Source organism: Kitasatospora sp. NPDC057904 (assembly GCF_042887925.1).
Taxonomy (GTDB): domain Bacteria; phylum Actinomycetota; class Actinomycetes; order Streptomycetales; family Streptomycetaceae; genus Kitasatospora.
On record NZ_JBHVOL010000010.1, the window covers coordinates 44,761 to 62,939 of the forward strand.

General features: G+C 72.6%; 20 protein-coding genes and 1 tRNA gene. 13 read left to right on the plus strand and 8 right to left on the minus strand.

The window, feature by feature from the left end:
- Positions 1–177: 177 nt before the first annotated feature.
- Together ACFVSN_RS24710 and ACFVSN_RS24715 are read right to left on the minus strand one after the other, a co-directional pair.
- Positions 178–1,134, minus strand: coding sequence for a glutamate ABC transporter substrate-binding protein (locus tag ACFVSN_RS24710; protein ID WP_380448852.1), 957 nt, complete (start codon positions 1,132–1,134; stop codon positions 178–180).
- 15 nt (positions 1,135–1,149) lie between these two features.
- Complete coding sequence (locus tag ACFVSN_RS24715) at positions 1,150–2,622, minus strand: hypothetical protein (protein WP_387956587.1); 1,473 nt, start codon at positions 2,620–2,622, stop codon at positions 1,150–1,152.
- A 315-nt stretch (positions 2,623–2,937) separates the two neighbouring features.
- On the opposite strand from ACFVSN_RS24715, the gene ACFVSN_RS24720 reads away from it, so the two are divergent.
- On the plus strand, positions 2,938–3,513 hold the full coding sequence (locus ACFVSN_RS24720) for a nucleosidase (protein ID WP_387603485.1): 576 nt from the start codon (positions 2,938–2,940) through the stop codon (positions 3,511–3,513).
- Between the two features lie 101 nt (positions 3,514–3,614).
- Positions 3,615–4,133, plus strand: coding sequence for a DinB family protein (locus tag ACFVSN_RS24725; RefSeq protein ID WP_387603482.1), 519 nt, complete (start codon positions 3,615–3,617; stop codon positions 4,131–4,133).
- A 42-nt stretch (positions 4,134–4,175) separates the two neighbouring features.
- Here the strand turns inward: ACFVSN_RS24725 and ACFVSN_RS24730 are convergent, their stop codons facing one another.
- The gene (locus ACFVSN_RS24730; protein ID WP_380441885.1) at positions 4,176–5,087 is read right to left on the minus strand and encodes a sigma-70 family RNA polymerase sigma factor; all 912 of its coding nucleotides are present in this window, start codon (positions 5,085–5,087) and stop codon (positions 4,176–4,178) included.
- A 102-nt stretch (positions 5,088–5,189) separates the two neighbouring features.
- Here ACFVSN_RS24730 and ACFVSN_RS24735 point away from each other — a divergent pair, with 102 nt between their 5' ends.
- Together ACFVSN_RS24735 and ACFVSN_RS24740 are read left to right on the plus strand one after the other, a co-directional pair.
- A complete protein-coding gene (locus tag ACFVSN_RS24735; RefSeq protein ID WP_380510403.1) occupies positions 5,190–5,750 on the plus strand; it encodes a hypothetical protein in 561 nt (186 codons plus the stop codon).
- Positions 5,751–5,867: 117 nt separating this feature from the next.
- Entirely contained in the window at positions 5,868–6,650 is a 783-nt protein-coding gene (locus tag ACFVSN_RS24740; protein ID WP_387956588.1) for an alpha/beta fold hydrolase, read from the plus strand.
- Between the two features lie 100 nt (positions 6,651–6,750).
- Here ACFVSN_RS24740 and ACFVSN_RS24745 read toward each other — a convergent pair whose 3' ends face one another.
- From ACFVSN_RS24745 to ACFVSN_RS24755, 3 genes are read right to left on the minus strand one after another with little or no spacing between them, the layout of a single operon-like run.
- A complete protein-coding gene (locus ACFVSN_RS24745; RefSeq protein ID WP_387603474.1) occupies positions 6,751–7,230 on the minus strand; it encodes a hypothetical protein in 480 nt (159 codons plus the stop codon).
- Positions 7,231–7,278: 48 nt separating this feature from the next.
- Positions 7,279–7,836, minus strand: coding sequence for a hypothetical protein (locus ACFVSN_RS24750; RefSeq protein ID WP_380441894.1), 558 nt, complete (start codon positions 7,834–7,836; stop codon positions 7,279–7,281).
- 10 nt (positions 7,837–7,846) lie between these two features.
- Entirely contained in the window at positions 7,847–8,290 is a 444-nt protein-coding gene (locus ACFVSN_RS24755) for an ATP-binding protein (RefSeq protein WP_380510414.1), read from the minus strand.
- Between the two features lie 160 nt (positions 8,291–8,450).
- Here ACFVSN_RS24755 and ACFVSN_RS24760 point away from each other — a divergent pair, with 160 nt between their 5' ends.
- The 6 genes from ACFVSN_RS24760 to ACFVSN_RS24785 all read left to right on the plus strand — a co-directional run bounded on the left by ACFVSN_RS24760 (position 8,451) and on the right by ACFVSN_RS24785 (position 15,605).
- On the plus strand, positions 8,451–9,398 hold the full coding sequence (locus tag ACFVSN_RS24760; RefSeq protein ID WP_387603468.1) for a helix-turn-helix domain-containing protein: 948 nt from the start codon (positions 8,451–8,453) through the stop codon (positions 9,396–9,398).
- Positions 9,358–9,492: a DUF397 domain-containing protein gene (locus tag ACFVSN_RS24765; protein ID WP_387603465.1), complete on the plus strand. Its 135-nt coding sequence runs from the start codon at positions 9,358–9,360 to the stop codon at positions 9,490–9,492. Before ACFVSN_RS24760 ends, ACFVSN_RS24765 begins: the two co-directional genes overlap by 41 nt.
- Positions 9,489–9,743 carry a DUF397 domain-containing protein gene (locus tag ACFVSN_RS24770; RefSeq protein WP_387603462.1) on the plus strand — a complete coding sequence of 85 codons (255 nt, stop codon included), beginning with the start codon at positions 9,489–9,491 and terminating at the stop codon, positions 9,741–9,743. Before ACFVSN_RS24765 ends, ACFVSN_RS24770 begins: the two co-directional genes overlap by 4 nt.
- Positions 9,744–9,875: 132 nt before the next feature.
- Positions 9,876–11,201: a lipase family alpha/beta hydrolase gene (locus ACFVSN_RS24775; protein WP_387603459.1), complete on the plus strand. Its 1,326-nt coding sequence runs from the start codon at positions 9,876–9,878 to the stop codon at positions 11,199–11,201.
- 70 nt (positions 11,202–11,271) lie between these two features.
- Positions 11,272–11,355 (plus strand) — tRNA-Leu (locus tag ACFVSN_RS24780).
- 236 nt (positions 11,356–11,591) lie between these two features.
- On the plus strand, positions 11,592–15,605 hold the full coding sequence (locus ACFVSN_RS24785; RefSeq protein WP_387956589.1) for a hypothetical protein: 4,014 nt from the start codon (positions 11,592–11,594) through the stop codon (positions 15,603–15,605).
- Positions 15,606–15,668: 63 nt separating this feature from the next.
- On the opposite strand, the gene ACFVSN_RS24790 is transcribed toward ACFVSN_RS24785, so the two are convergent.
- Complete coding sequence (locus tag ACFVSN_RS24790; protein WP_387956590.1) at positions 15,669–16,109, minus strand: hypothetical protein; 441 nt, start codon at positions 16,107–16,109, stop codon at positions 15,669–15,671.
- A 74-nt stretch (positions 16,110–16,183) separates the two neighbouring features.
- Here ACFVSN_RS24790 and ACFVSN_RS24795 point away from each other — a divergent pair, with 74 nt between their 5' ends.
- Complete coding sequence (locus ACFVSN_RS24795; RefSeq protein WP_387956591.1) at positions 16,184–16,405, plus strand: hypothetical protein; 222 nt, start codon at positions 16,184–16,186, stop codon at positions 16,403–16,405.
- On the opposite strand, the gene ACFVSN_RS24800 is transcribed toward ACFVSN_RS24795, so the two are convergent.
- A complete protein-coding gene (locus ACFVSN_RS24800; protein ID WP_387956592.1) occupies positions 16,400–16,570 on the minus strand; it encodes a hypothetical protein in 171 nt (56 codons plus the stop codon). The genes ACFVSN_RS24795 and ACFVSN_RS24800 overlap by 6 nt on opposite strands.
- A 46-nt stretch (positions 16,571–16,616) precedes the next feature.
- Here ACFVSN_RS24800 and ACFVSN_RS24805 point away from each other — a divergent pair, with 46 nt between their 5' ends.
- Both ACFVSN_RS24805 and ACFVSN_RS24810 read left to right on the plus strand, forming a co-directional pair.
- Positions 16,617–16,871, plus strand: a complete 255-nt coding sequence (locus ACFVSN_RS24805) for a hypothetical protein (RefSeq protein WP_387956593.1) — start codon at positions 16,617–16,619, stop codon at positions 16,869–16,871.
- Between the two features lie 127 nt (positions 16,872–16,998).
- Positions 16,999–18,045, plus strand: coding sequence for an alpha/beta hydrolase (locus tag ACFVSN_RS24810; RefSeq protein WP_380441914.1), 1,047 nt, complete (start codon positions 16,999–17,001; stop codon positions 18,043–18,045).
- The last annotated feature ends 134 nt before the right edge of the window (positions 18,046–18,179 follow it).

Here is an 18,179-nt window from a genome sequence, read left to right on the forward strand (position 1 = left end):
GCTGCGGATCTCCCCGTGCACGACGGGTCTCCCCGTGGTGATCGTCCCGAACCCTAGCCGGTGCTCCTTCGGGCGGAGCGGGCGCGGGGCGTCAAGACGGCGTCAACGGCCCGCGTGCGGGCCGTGGCCGCCCGGCGGCCCTCCGGAGGGCCGCCGGAGGGCCGTCGGCGGCCGTTCCTAGTGGGCCGTCGCGCCGGGCCAGTAGTGGTCGGCGTCGTTGAGCATGTACGGCTTGAGCCACCGCTCGTACGAGCTGCGCCAGGCGCCGCTCGCGTAGTAGTCGGCCAGCACCTGGTTGACCCGCGCGGTGAGATCGGGGCTGCTCTTGAGCATCGCGACGCCGATGACCTCGGGCTGCGCCTCGCCGTCCACGATCCGCACGGTCTGGTCCTGGGCGGCCTGGCCGGCCGCGAGGCCGTCGTCGGTCATCGTGGCGTCGACCTTGCCGAGCTGCATGAGGACCAGGCAGTCCAGCTGGTTCTCCACCGGGACGACCTGCTTGGCGGTCTTCTTGACGTCCTTCAGCACCGTCGCGGCCGTGGAGCCGTTGGCGGCGCACACGGTCTTGCCGGTGATCGCGTCGTCGAGGTTCTTCGCCGGGGACGACCGGGGCACCAGCACCCGCTGGGTGATGTTGAAGTACGGCTTGGAGAAGGCCACCTGCTCCATCCGCTGGCAGTTGATCGTCATGGTGCGGACGATCAGGTCGACCCGGCCCTTCTGGATGGCGTCGACCCGGTCGGCCGTCGCCACCGGCTTGAGGACGACCCTGTTCGGGTCGCCCATGATCGCCGCACCGATCGCGCGGGCGAGGTCGATGTCGAAGCCCTCGATCTGGCCGGTGTTCGGGTTGCGGGCGCCCCAGCGGAAGCTGTTCTGGTCCACGCCGATCACCAGGCTGCGCTTGGCCTTGACGGCCTTCACCGCCGGGCCGTCCTCGGTGCTCGGCGGGACGCTGCCGTAGATGTCGCAGGGTCCGGCCTGCGCGGCCTGTGGTGCCGGCGGCGACAGCGGTGCCGCCTCCGCCGCCAGCGGTGCGGCGCCGGACGGGCCGCCCCCGCCGAGCACGGCGGCGCAGGACGCCAGCAGTGCCAGCGCCGTCACCGTGCGGGTCCGTACTGTCCCCTTGCGCATGTGTCCGTCCCCCCTCTACCGGTACTCGGCCAGTCGGCGGCCGAGGCCGCGCAGCGCCGCCGCCGCGGCCAGCAGGCCGAGGACGGCGACCGCGGCGGCGGTGGTGCGCAGGTCGCCGTCGGTGCCGTCGGCGGCCTTGTGGAACTGCTGCTGCTCGGCGTCGGCGGCCTTCGCGAGCTGCTGGTCGGTCGCGTTGAACGCGGCGTCGGCGGTGTTCGGCGCCTTGGCCGGGTCGGCCGTCACCGTCGCGTCCAGGGCGCCCTGGTAGTCCGCGGTGTCCGTCTCCAGCATCTTCGCCGTGTCGTGCCGGGAGGACCACGAGTCGAACTGCTGGGCCGCCTCGCCGACGGCGTCCCGGGCGGACGCCGGCGCCAGCCGGAACGCCTCCGGCAGCGAGCCGGGGCGGGACGCCTCCGGGGTGCCCGCGGGCACGGCCTGCGACAGGTGCGTCGTCGTCGCGGACCACAGTTCCGCGTACTTGGTGGTCGAACCGCGGGCGACGTAGTGCAGGTTCTCCGCCAGGCGGGCCGTCAGCACGTCCACCCGCGCGGTGTTGAGGGCGCGCAGCGGGGTGGCGCCGAGGCGGTCGCTGTCGTCCAGCGCGGCGCTCGTGGTGGCGCCGGTGACGGCCAGCCAGAGCGAGCCCGCGAGGACGGCGGCGGTGGCGCCCAGCAGGCCGACGTTGAACACCCGGTTGGTGCGGCGGAACAGCACCACCTGCACCCAGACCAGCGCGCCGAGGGTCAGCACCCCGAGCGCGTAGGCGCCCCAGGGCGCGGACTTCGCCTCGTCGTAGTCGTTCGAGAGCTCCTTGTCCTCGAACGCCGTCAGCTCGGCGGCGGCCGGCAGCAGCACGTTGCGCATCTGCTCCGAGGCGTAGCGCAGGTAGGCGCCGCCGAGCGGGAAGCCCTGCCGGTTGTCCGCCCGCGCGCTCTCCACCAGGCCCGCATAGACGGGCAGTTGCTGGTTCAGCCGGGCCAGCGAGCCCTGTGCGGGGGAGGAGGACGTCGTCCGGGCGGCGGCCTCGGCGATCAGCCGGGCGGCCGTCGAGAGGTCCTGCTCGTAGCGGTCCCGGACGGCCTTCGGCTCCGCGCCCGCGAGCAGGAAGCCGGTGGCCGCGGTGGTGTCCGCGTCCGCGAGCGAACGGTGGATGTCCGCGGCCGCCTCGCTCAGCGGCTGGCTGTACGACACCACCCGCTCGGCGGCCTGCGCCCGCGTCTCCAGCTGCCAGGCGCTCAGCCCCCCGAACGCCACGGTCAGCACCGCCAGCACCGCCCCGGCCAGCCGCAGCCGGCCCGGCGCGGTCCGCGCGGCCCGCGCCAGCCGGGCCTTCGCGCCCGCCGGCGACAGCGCCGACGGCCGCCGCCCGGCGGGCTCCCCGCCGGGCCGCGGCGCCGGGGCGCCCGCCCGGCCCGGTGCCGCCGGCGGACGGTTCGGCCGTGCCGGAACCACGGCGCCCGCCGCGCCGCTACCTCTTGGTGTCGCCACCCGCCTCATCCTCCCCTGGGGCCCGGCCCGTCCTCCGGTGCCCGGCCGATGCCAGCAGTATGGCCGTGACTCCCCCCGGCCACACCCGAGTTGCGCCGATCTTGAGCTTCGCCGTGCACGATTGGGGCCCGCCGCCTCCGCGAATTCTTCATACGTATTCCCGTACGGACCCGTCGGGCGGAGGCGGGCGGCGACCGCTGCGACGCGGATCGGGGCCCGCGCGGTTCCCGGACGCCCGGTCCGGGAGCTCCGGCCCGTACGTCGTCCGGCCGTCGCCGCCGGGGCTCCCGCGCCCCTGCTCCGTACGATGGGGCCATGCGCCTGCTTGGAACGATCGCCCCCGACCGCCCGCTGCTCGTCGTCGCCGTCCGCGAGGAGGCCGCCCACCTGGACGACCGGCTGCCCGTGCTGCTCACCGGGATAGGGAAGGTCAACGCCGCCGCGGCGCTCGCCACCGTCCTCGCCCGGGGCGACAAGCCCTCCGAGGTGATCAACCTCGGCACGGCCGGCGCGCTGCGCCCCGGCTGGGAGGGCACCCACCACGTCACCCAGGTGATCCAGCACGACCTCGACTCGCCCGCCCTGCTGGCCCTCACCGGCCGCAGCTACGGTGCGCCGCTCGTGGTCGGCAAGGGCGAGGGCCCGGTCCTCGCCACCGGCGACCTCTTCGTCTCCGACCCGGCCGCCCGCGACCGCCTCGCCGAGCACGCCGACCTCGTCGACATGGAGGGCTACGCGGTCGCCACCGTCGCCCACCGGGCCGGCCTGCCGGTGCGCCTGGTCAAGCACGTGAGCGACGAGGCCGGCGAGGGGGCCGTCCGCTCGTGGCAGGAGTCGGTCGACGACTGCGCCCGGCACCTCGCGGAGTGGGTCGCGGCGCAGGGCTGGTGACGGCAGCGGGGCTGGTGAGGGCAGCGGGGACGGTGACGGGAGCGGGGACGGTGACGGCGCAGGGCTGGTGACGGTGTTTCGGGTCTGACTAGGGTGGCGCGGTGACCGAGAACACCGCGCCCTCCCCGCGCCCCGACGTCCGCCCGCCCGGCGTCAACGCCGACGAGCCGACCACGCTGCTCACCTTCCTCGACTACCTGCGCGAGGCGGTGATCGCCAAGCTCGCCGGGCTGCCGGACGACGACGCCCGCCGCCCCGGGGTCGCCTCCGGGACGAGCCTGCTCTGGCTGGTCCGCCACCTCGCGGTGGTCGAGCACAACTGGTTCGAGTGGGCCTACCGGGGCGTCGGCGAGCAGCCGCTGGAAACGGACGAAGTCCCGCTCGGCGACGTGACGGTGGCCGGCGAGATCGCCGCCTACCGGGCCGCGATCGCCCGGTCGAACGCCGTCGCCGCACAGGTCGGCGCCGACCTCGACCGGCCGGGCGCGCGCTCCCTGCGGCCGGACGGCGAGGCGCCGTCGCTGCGCTGGGTGCTCGTCCACATGATCGAGGAGACCGGCCGGCACGCCGGGCACGCGGACATCATCCGCGAGCAGCTGGACGGCGCGACCGGGCGCTGAGGCGGGGTGGGCTCATGTGGACCGGAGCCCACCCCTCCCGGTTCAGTCGAAGAGCGACAGGTCCAGCGCGGCGAGCCGCTCCGGGTCGTTCAGCACGTCGATCGCGACGATCGCGCCCGCGACCACCGTGAACGCCATGACGGACATCGGCTTGCCGTTGGGGCCGATGACCACCGCGCCCGCCGTGCCGTTGACCAGCGCCGGCCGCGCGAACGGCGCCAGCTTGCCCCACAGCACCGCCTGCCCGGCCACCGTCGACGCCCCCGTGAACACCACCGAGTGCCGGGCCCGCACCGCGCCGCCGTCCGAGCGCAGCACGACGTCCGGGTCGAGCACGGCCACCAGCGCGTCGAGGTCGCCCTCGCGCGCGGCCGCGAAGAACGCGTCCACCGCCACCCGCTGCCGGCTCAGGTCCTTGTCCGGCGCGGGCGCCTGCCCCTGCACCTTGCGGCGCGCCCGGCTGGCCAGCTGGCGGGTCGCGGCGGCGGTCTTCTCGATCAGCGGCGCGATCTCCTCGAACGGCACCGCGAACATGTCGTGCAGCACGAACGCGACCCGTTCGGCGGGCGCCAGCGACTCCATCACCACCATCAGCGCCAGGCCGACGGAGTCCGCGAGCATCACCTCCTGCTCCGGGTCGACCACGCCCGCCCGCCCGAGGATCGGGTCCGGGATGCGCGGCGCGCCCGCCGTGCCGTCCTCGCCCGTCTCCAGCGGCTCCTCCCGCCGCTGCGCGCGCGAGCGCAGCAGGTTCAGGCACACGCGGGAGACCACCGTGGTCAGCCAGGCGCCGAGGTTCGAGACCTCGCCGGTCTCGGTGCGGTCGTAGCGCAGCCACGTCTCCTGGACGGCGTCGTCGGCCTCCGCGATCGAGCCGAGCATCCGGTAGGCGACGGCGCGCAGGTGGGGCCGGTGCTCCTCGAACTGGTCGGCAGGTGCGGTCTTCTGATTCACCGTATTTTTCCTCGTCCCCGTTGGCCCGCTGGTTGAAGCTGCAGCACTGGCAACCTAGCCGCTCCCGCGGGAACGTCGGACCCCGGGTCTAGGGTGACCGCCATGACCGCCGTGACCGCAGGGACCTCCGCTTCCGCCGGGACTTCCCTGATCGCCGCCATCCGCGCCGACCCCGCCGCCGAGGACTTCCTCGCGTGGCCGGGCGACTTCAGCCTCGACGCCTACCCGCACGTCGAGGACGTCGTGCTGGCCTCCGGCGAACCGCTCGAACTCCTCGCGAAGGAGGGCGGCGGCGGCACGTACTTCTTCTGCGGGCCGAGCGAGCTGGGCGAGGACCGCCCGGTCCTGTTCGCCGACTCGGAGGGCGGCGCGGCCCTCATGGCGCTGAACCTCCGCGAACTGGTCGAGCTGCTGATCACCGTGCCGTGGTGGCAGGACTGCCGCACGTTCACGGCGGAGGAGAGCGCCGAGGCCGCCGAAGACTACCTGGAGGACGACCCCGACCTCCCCGCCGACCGCGCCGCCGCGGCGCGAGCCCTGGGCCTCACCCTCCCCACCGAACTCGAGGCACTCACCCGCCTCCGCGACACGGCCACCGGCCCCGGCCGCGCCTACGTCCTCCTGAACGCGGTGGAGGGCTGCGCCTACAAGCCGCTGATCTGAGCCCCGGCCGGGACGGTTCCAAGATCCGCACGGGCGTGTCAGACGAATGTGTTGCACAAACGTCTAACTCCTGGGTACGGTCATCCCATCAACCGCTCCACGGGGGGAACGACCACCATGAACGACGCCATCCGCTCCGAGCTCGTCATCGACGGCCGCCGGCTCTCCTACCTCGACTTCGGCGGCACCGGCCGCCCGCTGCTCGCCCTGCACGGCCACCTCGCGGAGGGCACCGTCTTCGTGCCGCTCGCCGCCGCACTGGGCCCGGAGTGGCGGGTCATCGCCCCCGACCAGCGCGGGCAGGGCGAGTCGGACCGGGCCGCCGACTACGCGCGGGAGGGCTACCTCGCCGACGTCGAGGCCCTGCTCGACCACCTCGGGCTGGAGAGCGCCGTGCTGCTCGGCCACTCCCTCGGCGCCGTCAACGCCTACCAGTTCGCGGCCCGGCACCCCGAGCGCGTGACGGCGATCGTCAACGCCGAGGGCCCGGCCGCGCTCGGGCTGGACGGGAGCCACCCGCTGGCCTTCCTGCTCCACCTGCCCTACGACGCCTCCAGCCGGGACGCCCTCGTCACCGCCCTCGGCGCCGCCGCGCCGTACTTCGAGGACCGGCTGCGCGAGAACGCCGACGGCAGCTGGCGCCTGCCCTTCCACCCGCAGGACATGTACGCCTCCGAGGCGGACGTCCACGGCGACCACTGGGCGGACTGGACGGCCACCACCTGCCCGGCCCTGGTGGTGAGCGGTACGAGGGGTGCCATCCCCGCCGAGCAGGTCGCGCAGATGATCGCGCGCCGTCCGGGGACGGTCCTGGCGGAGCTGGACGCGGACCACATGCTGGTCACCGGCGCGGCGGACGAATTCCACCGCGTGGTGCGGGAGTTCCTCGCCACGGTGTGACGGGTGGAGGGCGGGGCGGCGGCCCTCAGCTCCGCCGCCCCGTTGGCCTTTCGGCACCCGGCTCGGGGTCCGTTGAGCCAAACCCCACCTTGGGGTGGACTCAGCGGGCCTCCGGGTGACGGAGGACGAGGTCGGTGGCGGTGGCCCAGTGCTCGTCGACGGCGGTGACGATCACGTAGCCGCCGTCGACGAGGGCGAGCGGGAAGCGGGCGCTGCTGCACCCGTGGGCGCGGTGGACGTGGACGGGGAAGGTCAGGCCCTCGAACTCGACGTCCCGGCTCGTGTAGCCGGTGGTGATGTCGAAGTCCGGGGGGACGGGCTCGATCCGGCCGGAGTTGGCGAGGAACGTCCACAGCTCGGTCTCCGGCGTGGTGTTCGGGTGCATGCGGTGGTGCTCCGAGAGGGGGCGCGCGGTCTGGACGGTTGCGGCGAGGCCGTGGCCGTGGCGGTGGTAGTTGACGTCGATGCACCAGAGGCACCCGTCAGCTTCCTGCCCGCTGTAGATGGGTATCCAGCCGGGAGGCCGATCTCGGAGGTCGGCGATCGGGGCGTCCCACTCGGCGACGACATTGCGGAACACGTCTTCCCCCAACAGGTCCGTGGTGACTGGTCGTTGGGGTTCAGTACATCACCGGGCGACGGCCTCCGCGCGGGCCCGGCAGCGGGCGAGGGCGGGTTTGACGCGGGGGTCCGGGGTGGGGGCGGCGGCGAGGAGCTCGCCGGCGGTGACGAGGGCGGTCCAGTAGTGGGCCGCGTCGCCGACGCCCGGGCGGGGTTGGGTGGCCGCGAGGGAGAGGTAGGCGGCGGTGAGGTTGCCGGTGACGAACCAGCGGGTGAGGCCGTGCTGGTGGCCGGCGCGGAGGGCGCCGAGGGCGTCGATGGCGAGGAGGAACTGGTCGACGACGGCGAGGCCGCGGGCGTCGAGGGGCTTGGGGACGTCGAACACCCCGAGCGCTTCGAGGAGTTCGCCGGTGTCGGCCTCCGAGTTGGGGCGGGGGTCGGCGAGGAGGGCGTCGTAGCACTCGTCGATGCGGCGGGTCGTCTCGTCGGCGGCGATGCCGAGGGCGTGGCAGACGGCGCGGGCGGCGGTGGCCGGCTCGCGGGTGCGGCGGGCGAGGGCGGCGTAGGCGTCGGCGGGGGTGGCGCCGGTGTCGAACAGGTGCCGGGCGAGGGTGGAGAACGGCATCGGGCGGCCTTCAGGCGGTGAGGAGGACGGGAGCGGGGGCGGGGGCGGGTGCGACGAGGGCCCAGACGAACTTGCCGATGCCGCCCGCCCGGGGGCAGCAACCCCAGCGTTCTGCGAGTTCGTTGACGAGGTGCAGTCCACGGCCGTGCTCGTCGGCGGGGGTGGTCGCGAGGAGGGACGGGCGACCGGTGCCGGCGTCGTGCACTTCGAGGCGGAGACGGTTGCCGATGAGGGCGAAGCGGACCTCGATGAGGCGGTCATCGGGGGCGTCGGAGTGCTGGACGGCGTTGGAGAACAGCTCGGAGAGGAGCAGTTCGGCGATGTCGGAGTACCGGTCGCCGGAGGGGAGGGCGGAGAGGTAGGCGCGGAGCAAGTGGCGCGCGATGGGGGTGGAGTAGGGGCGGGAGTCGAGGCGCGCGGCGAAGGTTCGGGGCCGGCGGGTGGTTCTGAGCATGGCGAGGCACCTCGGGGGCGGATGGGGGTGGTGCGACGGGAGCGCACAATCACGCTGTGCGTGCGAATGATTGCGTTCTGGCCTCAATGGTCCCGGTGCCGGAGTTACGGTGGCGACCAAAACCACGTGTTTGCCGTGCGCTGCACATCCGGGAGCTGCGATGACACCAAAGGCCAAGCGAGCGCCGACCGCGAGCTCGGCGGTCCTGTTCGGCGAGGAGCTCCGGCACGCGCGCAAGGCGGCGGGCTTCACGCAGGAGGAGTTGGGCAAGCTCCTGCACTGCGACCGGACGGTCATCACGCGGACCGAGGGCGGCAGGCGGAAGCCCTCGGTCGAGGAAGTCGAAGAGTTCGGTCGGCTGTTGAACACCGGCGACCTGCTGATGCGGCTGTACGGCCGGGTCGACTGGAATGCCTCCGTTGAGCACCCGGATTGGTTCCAGGAGTACGTGGACCTGGAGGCGATCGCGATCGGGCACCGGGTGTATCAGACCAACATGATGTACGGCCTGCTGCAGTGCTGGCAGTACGCACGTGCGCTCTTCGAGACTGGCGATTCAGCTGGCAAGCCGGAGGAGATCGAGGAACTGCTCAGGGCTCGACTCAGTCGGCAGACCCGCTATCTCGCCCCTGACGGACCACTGTTGGTCGTCATTCTCGATGAGGGCGTGATCCGCACGGTCATCGGCGGGGCGACCGTGATGAGATGCCAGCTGGAGCACCTCCTGCGCGTGGCCCAACTCCCCAACGTCGTCATTCACGTGGCACCGTTTGCGTATCGGCGGACTGTCACCGTCACGGCTATGGTGTTGCTGGAGCTGCCAGGCGAGGAGCATTGGGTCTACTCGGAGAACCTCGATCGGGGGTACCTGAGCAGTGATCCTGAAACTCTGGCCAAGCACCACCGTCGCTATGATCAGCTCCGTTCTGAGTGCCTGTCAGAGAGCGAGTCGCTTCGGCTCATCGCCGAGGTGCTGGAGGGTTTCAGAGATGAAGAGCAGCAGGCTCGACACAGTCGCCTGGCGCAAGAGCAGCTACAGCGGGGACAACGGCGGAGCCTGCATCGAGGTGGCCCTCGAATCCCGTCCCGGCGCCGTCCCAGTGCGTGACTCCAAGGACCCCAGTGGCCCGGCCCTCGTCTTCTCGACCGGGGCGTGGCGCTCTTTCGTCGCTGCCGTCAGGGCGGGAGACTTTTCTGTATGAAGCTGACCTGGCACAAGAGCAACTACAGCGGAGACGACGGCGGCAACTGCGTCGAGGTTGCCCTCGCCTGGCGTAAGAGCAGTCACAGCGCCAATGACGGCGGCCTCTGCATTGAGGTGGCCCTCGACTCCATCCCCAACACCGTCCCGGTGCGTGACTCCAAGGACCCCCACGGCCCGGCCCTCGTCTTCCCCGCCCCCGCCTGGGAGTCCTTCCTCGCCGCCGTCCGTGCCGGCGACTTCCCGGTTTAGCCGATCAGCCTCGGTCACATCCGAACGATTTCAATCAGTTCCGACGCGACCCTGGTGCCGTGAGTAACCGAACAGTTACGGTCGATCACTGTGCGCACGTGACCCTGCTCGCATCGACCGAGGCGGTACCTCATGGCACAGGAACCCCGTATCGACGTAGCGCTGACGGCCCTCAAGGAGGGCCAGGTGGAGCCCACCAAGGCCGAGTTGGCGGAGATCGCCGACTCGCTCAAGCCCGGAGTCTGGTTCGCCAACGACCTGTCGGGCGAGCGCAGCCGCGACGCCGACGTGGTCTGGGAGCTGACCGGCGCGCCGTACAAGGGGCAGACGGCGACCGGACAGGCGGCGGTCTACTACGCCAACCCGAAGATCGGCCTGCGGAAGCCCTTCCTCTTCGCGGACGGCTTCAGCTACGGCCCGAGCGACCTGCCCGGCCTGTTCGCGTACTTCAACACCGTCGCCGACGGCCGGCCCGGCCTCTTCGACGAGCTGCTGAGCCGGGGCTACGACATCGTCCTGATCGGCTTCACCGAGCGGCACACCCACATCCAGGCCAACGCCGGAGTCGTGATCGACGCCATCCTCCGTGCCATCGTGGAGCGCGTGGGCGACGAGCGGCTGACCGTCGGCGGGGTGAGCATGGGCGGCATCGTCACCCGCTACGCGCTCGCCAAGCTGGAGACCCAGCGGATGGACCACCAGACGTCGACGTACCTCTCGTTCGACTCGCCGCACAACGGCGCCTGGATCCCGTTGATCCTCCAGCAGATGGCCTACTTCTTCGAGGACTTCACCCCGGCCGGTCCGGACGGCGCCAAGCAGGCCGATCTGATCCGCAGCGCCGCCGCTCAGCAACTGCTGTGGGCGTGGGTCGAGAACTCGAAGTACTCCGGCCCGGTGGCCACCGCCAGCCCGCTGCGCAAGGAGTTCCTCGACGACCTCGCCCGGGTCGGCAACTTCCCGCAGATCCCGCGCAAGCTCGGCATCTCCAACGGCCGGCGTGACGGGGTGGGCCTCCCGCTGCCGGTGGGCGAGGTGGCGTTCGACTGGCAGGCGCTCGTCGCCAGTGCCACGGCCCGGTTCCAGCCGGACAAGGGCGAGAAGCAGCGGATCGGCGGCATGCACCTCGGCCTCGCCGTGCGCCGCAGCGCCACCACCGAGGTCCCGGGGCTGGACGCCGTGCCCGGCGGCACCCTGGACTCCTTCGGCAAGGTCGCGGACGCGCTCAAGGCCAAGATCTCCGACGACTACCGCAGCGGCGCCTTCGTGCCGGCCGTCAGCGCGGCGGCGCTGGACTTCGACCCGGCGAAGTGGGACGTCGACCCGGCCGCCCCGATCACCGACGACGCCCTGGACCGGGGCCACCTGGACGAGGTCACGTTCGACGAGGCCAACTCCGAGCACGGCCACCTGTCCCGCGCACTGGTCGACTGGATCGTCGGGCAGCTCGCCCACTGACCCTCCACCCCTTCCGGCCTGGTCCGGAGCACCCGCGCGGATGGGCTACGATATTCCTCATCACCCAGATGCGCGGGTGGCGGAATAGGCAGACGCGCTGGATTCAGGTTCCAGTGCCCGAAAGGGCGTGGGGGTTCAACTCCCCCCTCGCGCACAGCGAACGGCCGGTCGATCTTCGGATCGACCGGCCGTTTTGTCGTTCCCGGGCCTTGCGCCCGCATGGTCAAGAGCTGCCCAAAAAACTCATCGCGCTCGACGGGCCCGCCGTGGGACCCTCGCGCGGGGTCGAGGGTGCTTCTCAGCTTGTCCTTTGCGCTCGCTAGACTCCGCCCGCCTGTGAACTCCTGTGACGGTCACGGGAGTCAGGCGTTTCCGACATGGGGGGAAAGTGTGACGTTCCTGTCCACCGACAGACGAACGCGACACAGGGGGAGGAGAGCCTCACTCGCGGCTCCCGGCGCCCTGCTGCTCGCCGTCCTGGCCACGTTCGTGGGCCAGGCCAACCCGGCTGCCGCCGCCGCGCCGCCCGCGGCCACGTCGTCCGCGAGCCCGACCGCGGCGCCGACCACCACCCCGGCCCCGGCCGCCGCGCCCACCGCCGGGCCGTCGACGGCGCCGGTTCCGGACCCGAAGGCCGAGCACGAGAAGGCGGCCCGCGAGGTCCAGCAGGCCGACCCGACCAACCCGTGTCCGGCCGGCCTGGTCCCGGGGGCCGTCTCCACCTGCTCGATCGACGGGGGCAAGACGGCCTCCTTCGCGCTCACGCTCCCGCAGGCCGCGGACGTGCTCCTCGTCCAGGCCGTGGCGACGAACAACCCGGTCTACCCGACCGTGGCCGGGCCGGGCGGTGCCGCCGTGGCCTGCACCCAGCCGATGGGCGGCGGCTGGGGCGACGGGATGTTGCGTTGCGCCATCGCCCAGGCCGGCACCTACACGCTCCAGGTCCGGGACGGCAGCGGCCGGACCAACGGCCTGTCCGTCTCCTACCTGCCGCTGCTGTCGACCACGGCCTGTCGGACGATGAGCGCCACCGACCTCGCGCTCGGCAGCCCGACCCTGCTGCACGGCTCGCTCCCGGTCGGTTCCACGGGCGACTGCTACGCGCTCGGCGACCTGACCACCGGTGACGTGCTGCGGACCCACGTGTCCGCGTTCCAGATCATCCAGATCGTCTACGACGCCACCGGAAAGGAGGTCTGCAACACCCGGTCGAACCAGAACACCGAGATCGACTGCAAGCTCACCGGCCAGGCGCCGTTCCGGATGACCGCGCAGCAGATCTCCGGCGCGGCCCAGACGTACGACCTCACACTGGCCCGGCTCACGCATCCGGACGGCTGCACGATCGTCGAACCGCAGGCGTTCGGTACGGGCCCGGACCTGACCCTGGCGCAGCGTTGCCGGACCCTCCGGGTCACCGAGCAGGCCCAGTACTCCTTCGCCCCGGTCACCGCCGACGGCTCCACCCTTAACGGCGGGCTGTACGGCCCCGACGGCACCCAGCTCTACGGCGGCTGCGCTAAGGGCGAAGGCTGCGACCTGGCGCCCGGTGACTACACCTGGGTGGTCGAGGCGCGGAACGTCAACGCCGGAGCGTTCGGCATGGCCTTCCACTCGGGCAAGGAGACCCGGGGTTGCACCGCCACCAACGACACCGGGCTGACGTCCGGCCCGGCCACCGGTACCTTCGGCGCGCGCGGGCAGCAGTTCTGTCTCACGCTGCCGACGGCCACCGGGAGCGGTGTCTACCTGCTCAACCGGCCGCCCACCGGCGGTACCGGCGCCTTCGCCGCCGTCTACGACGCGGCCGGCGCCAAGCAGTGCGACAACGGCGGCGCCAACACCCCGTCCGCCGTCTGCAAGCTGGCCGGTACCGCGCCGTTCCGCGCGGTTCTGAGCGGCGAAGTGAACAAGTCCTACGCGCTGGTGATCCACCGGACCGGCGAGACGGCAGGCTGTGCCGCCTGGCCGCAGAGCGGGTTCGACGGCACCTGGGGCGCGGAGGTCACGCTGACCGCCGACGTGAAGCAGGCCTGCCTGGCCCTTCCGGCGGACCAGCACGCCACCGCCGAACAGGCCGACTACACCAACACGGCGAACCAGCTCAACGCCTCGCTGCAGGTCGTCGACCCGCAGGGCAACGTGGCGTGCTCGACCTTCCTCAACACCGCCTTCACCTGCGCCCTCACGGCCGGCGCCCCGTACACCGCGCTGCTGACCAACTCGGCCCGGGGCGACAGTTACAAGCTCGTCCGGCGGGACATCTCGCCCACCGCGAACTGCCTCACGCCCAACTCGACCGCCGTCGGCGGCCAGTCCGTCCAGCTGGACCTGGGCTCGGTCCTCGACGCCCGCTGCGTGCGGGTCACCGCCGCGGCCACGGACAAGTTCTGGCTCAGCGTGCGGACGACCACCGTCGGCAACGGGGCCCAGGGCACGGCGACGCCGCTGGTGATCGACGCGAACGGCAAGAGCCTCTGCGGCGCCAACGGCACCTACTGCAAGGTCACCGGCTCGACCTCCTACACCATGGCGGTGCTCGCCTCCGGGTACCGGGGCCAGAACATCCACGCCGCCGTGGACACCTGGAAGGTCGGCACGCCCGACGGCTGGGCACCGGAGTGCACCGCCAACCCGGTCTCGGTACAGGGCTTCCCGCTCCGCAGCGGACTGCTCACGGAGTCCTCGACCGGCTACTGCGCCGTCGTCGACATGAAGCCGTCGCAGTCCTTCAACGTCGTCGGCACCAGCAGCGCCACCAACATCGCTCAGCCGGTGCTGACCTTCCTGACCCCGGCCACCTGGGACGACTACGACTACACGTACCAGTGCGGCGGGAACTGGGGCCAGTTCGGCGCCCGCTGCCAGGCCACCAACAACGCGGTTCCCGGCAAGGCCGTCCTGCTGCTCAGCGCCGGCGGCACGGTGACCCCGACGGAGTACAGCATGCAGGCCGTGTGCGAGTACCCCACCTGCACCGGTCAGAACGGACCGTCCCTCACCGCGATCAACGGGACGACCGGCGCGGCCGGGACCCAGACCCAGATCGAGATCCGGGGCACGAACCTCACCCTGGGGACCAAGGTGAAGTTCGGCGGCGCCATGTACCCGATGCGGCCGGTCTCCGTCAGCCCCGACGGCACCTCGCTCCACGTCATGGCCGACACCAACGGGATGACGCCGGGCACCTACGACGTCGTCCTCGACGGGATCGGCTACACCACCGGCGTGCCCTCCCCGAACTACTTCCCCAAGGCCTTCACGGTGACCGCCGCCGCGCCGGCCACCAAGGGCAAGCTCGTCCCGCTCACCCCCAACCGCATCCTCAACACCGTCTCCGGTGTCGGCGCGCCCGCCGGGCGCCTCGGCCAGGGCGGCGTGCTCTCGCTCCAGGTGGCGGGCGTCGGCGGCGTCCCGACGACCGGCGTCACGTCCGTCGTCATGAACGTGACGGCCGTCAACCCCAGCAGCAACAGCGCCGTATCGGTGTACCCGAGCGGACAGAAGGTGCCCGACCTGCCGACCGTCAGCTTCGCCGCCGGGCAGATCGTCACCAACCTGGTGACGGTGCCGCTCTCCAACGGCAAGGTGGACATCCGCAACGCCTGGGGCGACGTCGATCTCGGGGTCGACATCCTCGGCTACTACACCGACGGCGGTGCCGGCTCCCTGCTGCGCCCGGTCGCCCCGTCGCGCATCCTGAACACCGTGTGGGGCGTCGGCGCCCCGGCCGGGCGGGTCGGCGCCGGTGGCGTCGTGCCGCTCAAGGTCACGGGTGTGGGCGGCGTCCCGGAGACCGGCGTCACCGCGGTCGTCATGAGCGTGACGGCCGTCAACCCGTCGCAGACCAGCTACCTCACGGTCTACCCGGACGGCCAGCCGGTGCCCGACGCCTCGGCGGTCAACTTCGCCGCCGGGCAGAACGTGACCAACCTGGTGACCGTCCCGGTCGTCAACGGCGTCGTGGACATCCGCAACGCCTGGGGCGACGTCGACCTCGGCGTCGACATCACCGGCTACTACACCGACTCGGGCTCCACCTACACGCCGTCCTCACTGGTGCGGCTGATGGACACCCGCGACGGCGAGGGCGCCCGCGTGGGCGCCCTGGGCGGCTCGGGCGACCTGGTGAGCCTGCGGGTGGCCGGCGTCGAGGGCATGCCCGCGACCGGGGTCACCGCCGTCGTCATGAACGTGACGGCGGTCTGGCCGACGAACACCAGCTTCCTGACGGTCTTCCCGCACGGGACGGCCCGCCCGGACGCTTCGAGCATCAACTACCGGCCGGGGCAGGTCGTCTCCGCGCTGGTGGTGGCCCCCGTGGTGGACGGCCGGGTGTCGTTCGTCAACCAGTGGGGGAGCACCGACGTGGTCGCCGACCTGGTCGGGTACTTCTCGTCCTGAACCGCTCGGCAGGAAGGCCGGTGGGCCCGACGTCACGGACGTCGGGCCCACCGGCCTTTTTTCTCACATCGCCGCCGCCTCGCCGAACTCCCGGTAGGCCGAGTCCGAGGCGGGCAGCAGGCCGGCCCGGACCATCGCCGCGCCGAGCTCCAGCCGCCGCTCGGGGTCGTCGCACTCCAGCCCGCACTGGATGACCTCCGCGACCACCTCCGTCGTCCCGGCCAGGAAGATCGAACCGCTGTCCACCTGGTAGAACCAGGCCTCGTAGCGCGGTACTCCGTCGGCCACCACGTCCCAGAGCTCGCAGAAGTGCAGCACGCCCTCGTCGTCGCCGTCCCCGTCCGCGTCGCCGTCCGCGTTCCCGTCCACGTCCGCGGACAGCCGCCGCTCGGCGGGCAGGTCCTCGCCGTCGTAGAGCCTGCCGCTCAGGGCGACCTGCGCCGCGTGGAGCGGGGTGAGCGAGTCCGCCGACGTGACCGGGCGGCGATTGGTGAAGTCAGCCATGCGCGGGAACCTACCAATACCCACCGACCACGGCCGGTGCCGACATTTCTCGCCGGCCGGTGGTGGCGGTGGCCATGGTGCACGGGCCGGCGGCCGGACTCGCGCCGCTCACGGAGCTGGAGGCGGACCGGCGGCCGGCGCGCCACCACCGGCTCTTCGCGGTGCGCGGGCATCTGCTGGAGCTGCTGGGGCAGTCGGCGGAGGCTGCCGCCGCCTACCGCGAGGACGCGGCCCGTACGGTCAGCGCGCCCGGGCGGCGGTACCTCGCGGAGCGGGCCGGCCGGGTGGCGTCATGACGTCGCCCGGCGGGCCCGGAGCTCGTCGAGCCGGCCGCTGACCTGCTCTTCGCTGTGCAGGTAGGGGGCTCCGGGGCCGTGGCGCAGGTCGATCCCGGCGAGTAGGGCGAGGGCCCGGGCGGCCGACTCGCCGGTGTCGTCCTCGGTCAGGTGCATCTGCTGCACGGCCCACTCGTCCGCCGCCTCCCGGGTGAGACGGCCGTCGAGGACGTTGCTCCTGCACCGTACCGACCCGAAGCGGGCGTACTTCTTCGCCCCGTCCTGGGGCGTCAAGTTCGCGCCGTGCCAGGAGCCTTCGGACGACGAGATGCACCTCACCGACGGCGGGACCGTCATCACGTGTGAGATCTACCTCGTGCCGGAGAGCGTCCAGCCGCTCTACGTGGGATTCCAAGGGCAGCGGGATGCCTCGAACCCGAGCAACGACACGGGTTCCGCGCCGGAGGTGATCCGGAAGGTGGGCTGACGGTGCCGCCCGGGTGCCCGCGGTGCAGGCTCGCGACCGCCTTGAGCGGGCGTCGAGGCGGGGTTCCCCCGACCGGCGGGGCGGCCCCATCATGGGGCTCCCCAGGAGAGCCCCCCAGGAGGCAGCGATGTCGATTCCATTCCCCGTCCGGATCCAGGCCGCCGTCGTCCGGGGCGCGTTCGCGCTGCCGGAGGGGGTGCGGCGGGCGATCGCGGGGGCGCCGGTCGTGCGGGACGGGCAGACGCTCGCCCTGGACGCGCAGCTGATCCTCAAGCTGCAGCGGCTGTCGAAGGCGGCCCTCGTCCTGCCGGGCGGGGTCGGGCCCTCGCGGACGGCGATGGAGTACGCGCGGTACCTGGTGGGCGGGCCGACGATCGGGCCGGTGGCCGTCCGGGAGGTCGGAATCCCCTCCGGCGGCGGCGAGTTGGCGGCGACGCTGTACAGCCCGGCCGGGCTGGGGGAGCGGTCCGGGCTGCTCGTGTACTTCCACGGCGGCGGCTGGGTGGTGGGCTCCCGGGCGAGCCACGACCACGTCTCGCGGTTCCTGGCCCAGCGGGCCGGGGTGCGGGTGCTGTCGGTGGAGTACCGCCTGGCGCCCGAGCACGCGTACCCGGCGGCGGCCGACGACGCCCTCGCCGCCGTCGACTTCGCCCTCGCCAAGGCGGGCGACCTCGGCGCGGACCCGGCACGGATAGCTGTCGGCGGCGACAGCGCGGGCGGCAACCTCGCCGCCGTCGCCGCGCAGCGGGCCGTGCGCCGGGGCGGGCCCGCGCCCGTCTTCCAGCTGCTGCTGTACCCGGCGACGGACGCGTCCGTCCGGCGGCCGTCCCGGGACCTCTTCGCCGACGGCTTCTTCCTCACCAGCGCCGACATGGACTGGTTCGCGGACCGCTACGCCCCCGAGCCGGTCGACCGCGCCGACCCGGGCGTCTCACCGCTGCGCGCCGCCGACCTCACCGCCCTGCCGCCCGCGTACGTCGGCACGGCCGGCTACGACCCGCTGCGCGACGAGGGCGAGGCGTACGCGGAGGCGCTGCGGGCGGCGGGGGTCGAGGTGGAGCTGAGCCGGCAGCCGGACCTGATCCACGGGTACGCCAACTACATCGGGATCGGGCACCGGTTCCGCGAGGCGACGGCGGAGGCGGCGGAGGCGCTGCGGAAGGCGCTGCGGTAGGGCTTCGGTTCTTTGAGGCGGCCCGCGTTTCTTTGATCCGGCCCGCGTTCCTTTGAGGCGGCCCGCGTTTCTTTGAGACGGCCCGCGTTTCTTTGATCCGGCCCGCGCCCCGGGATTCGCTCCCGGGGCGCGGG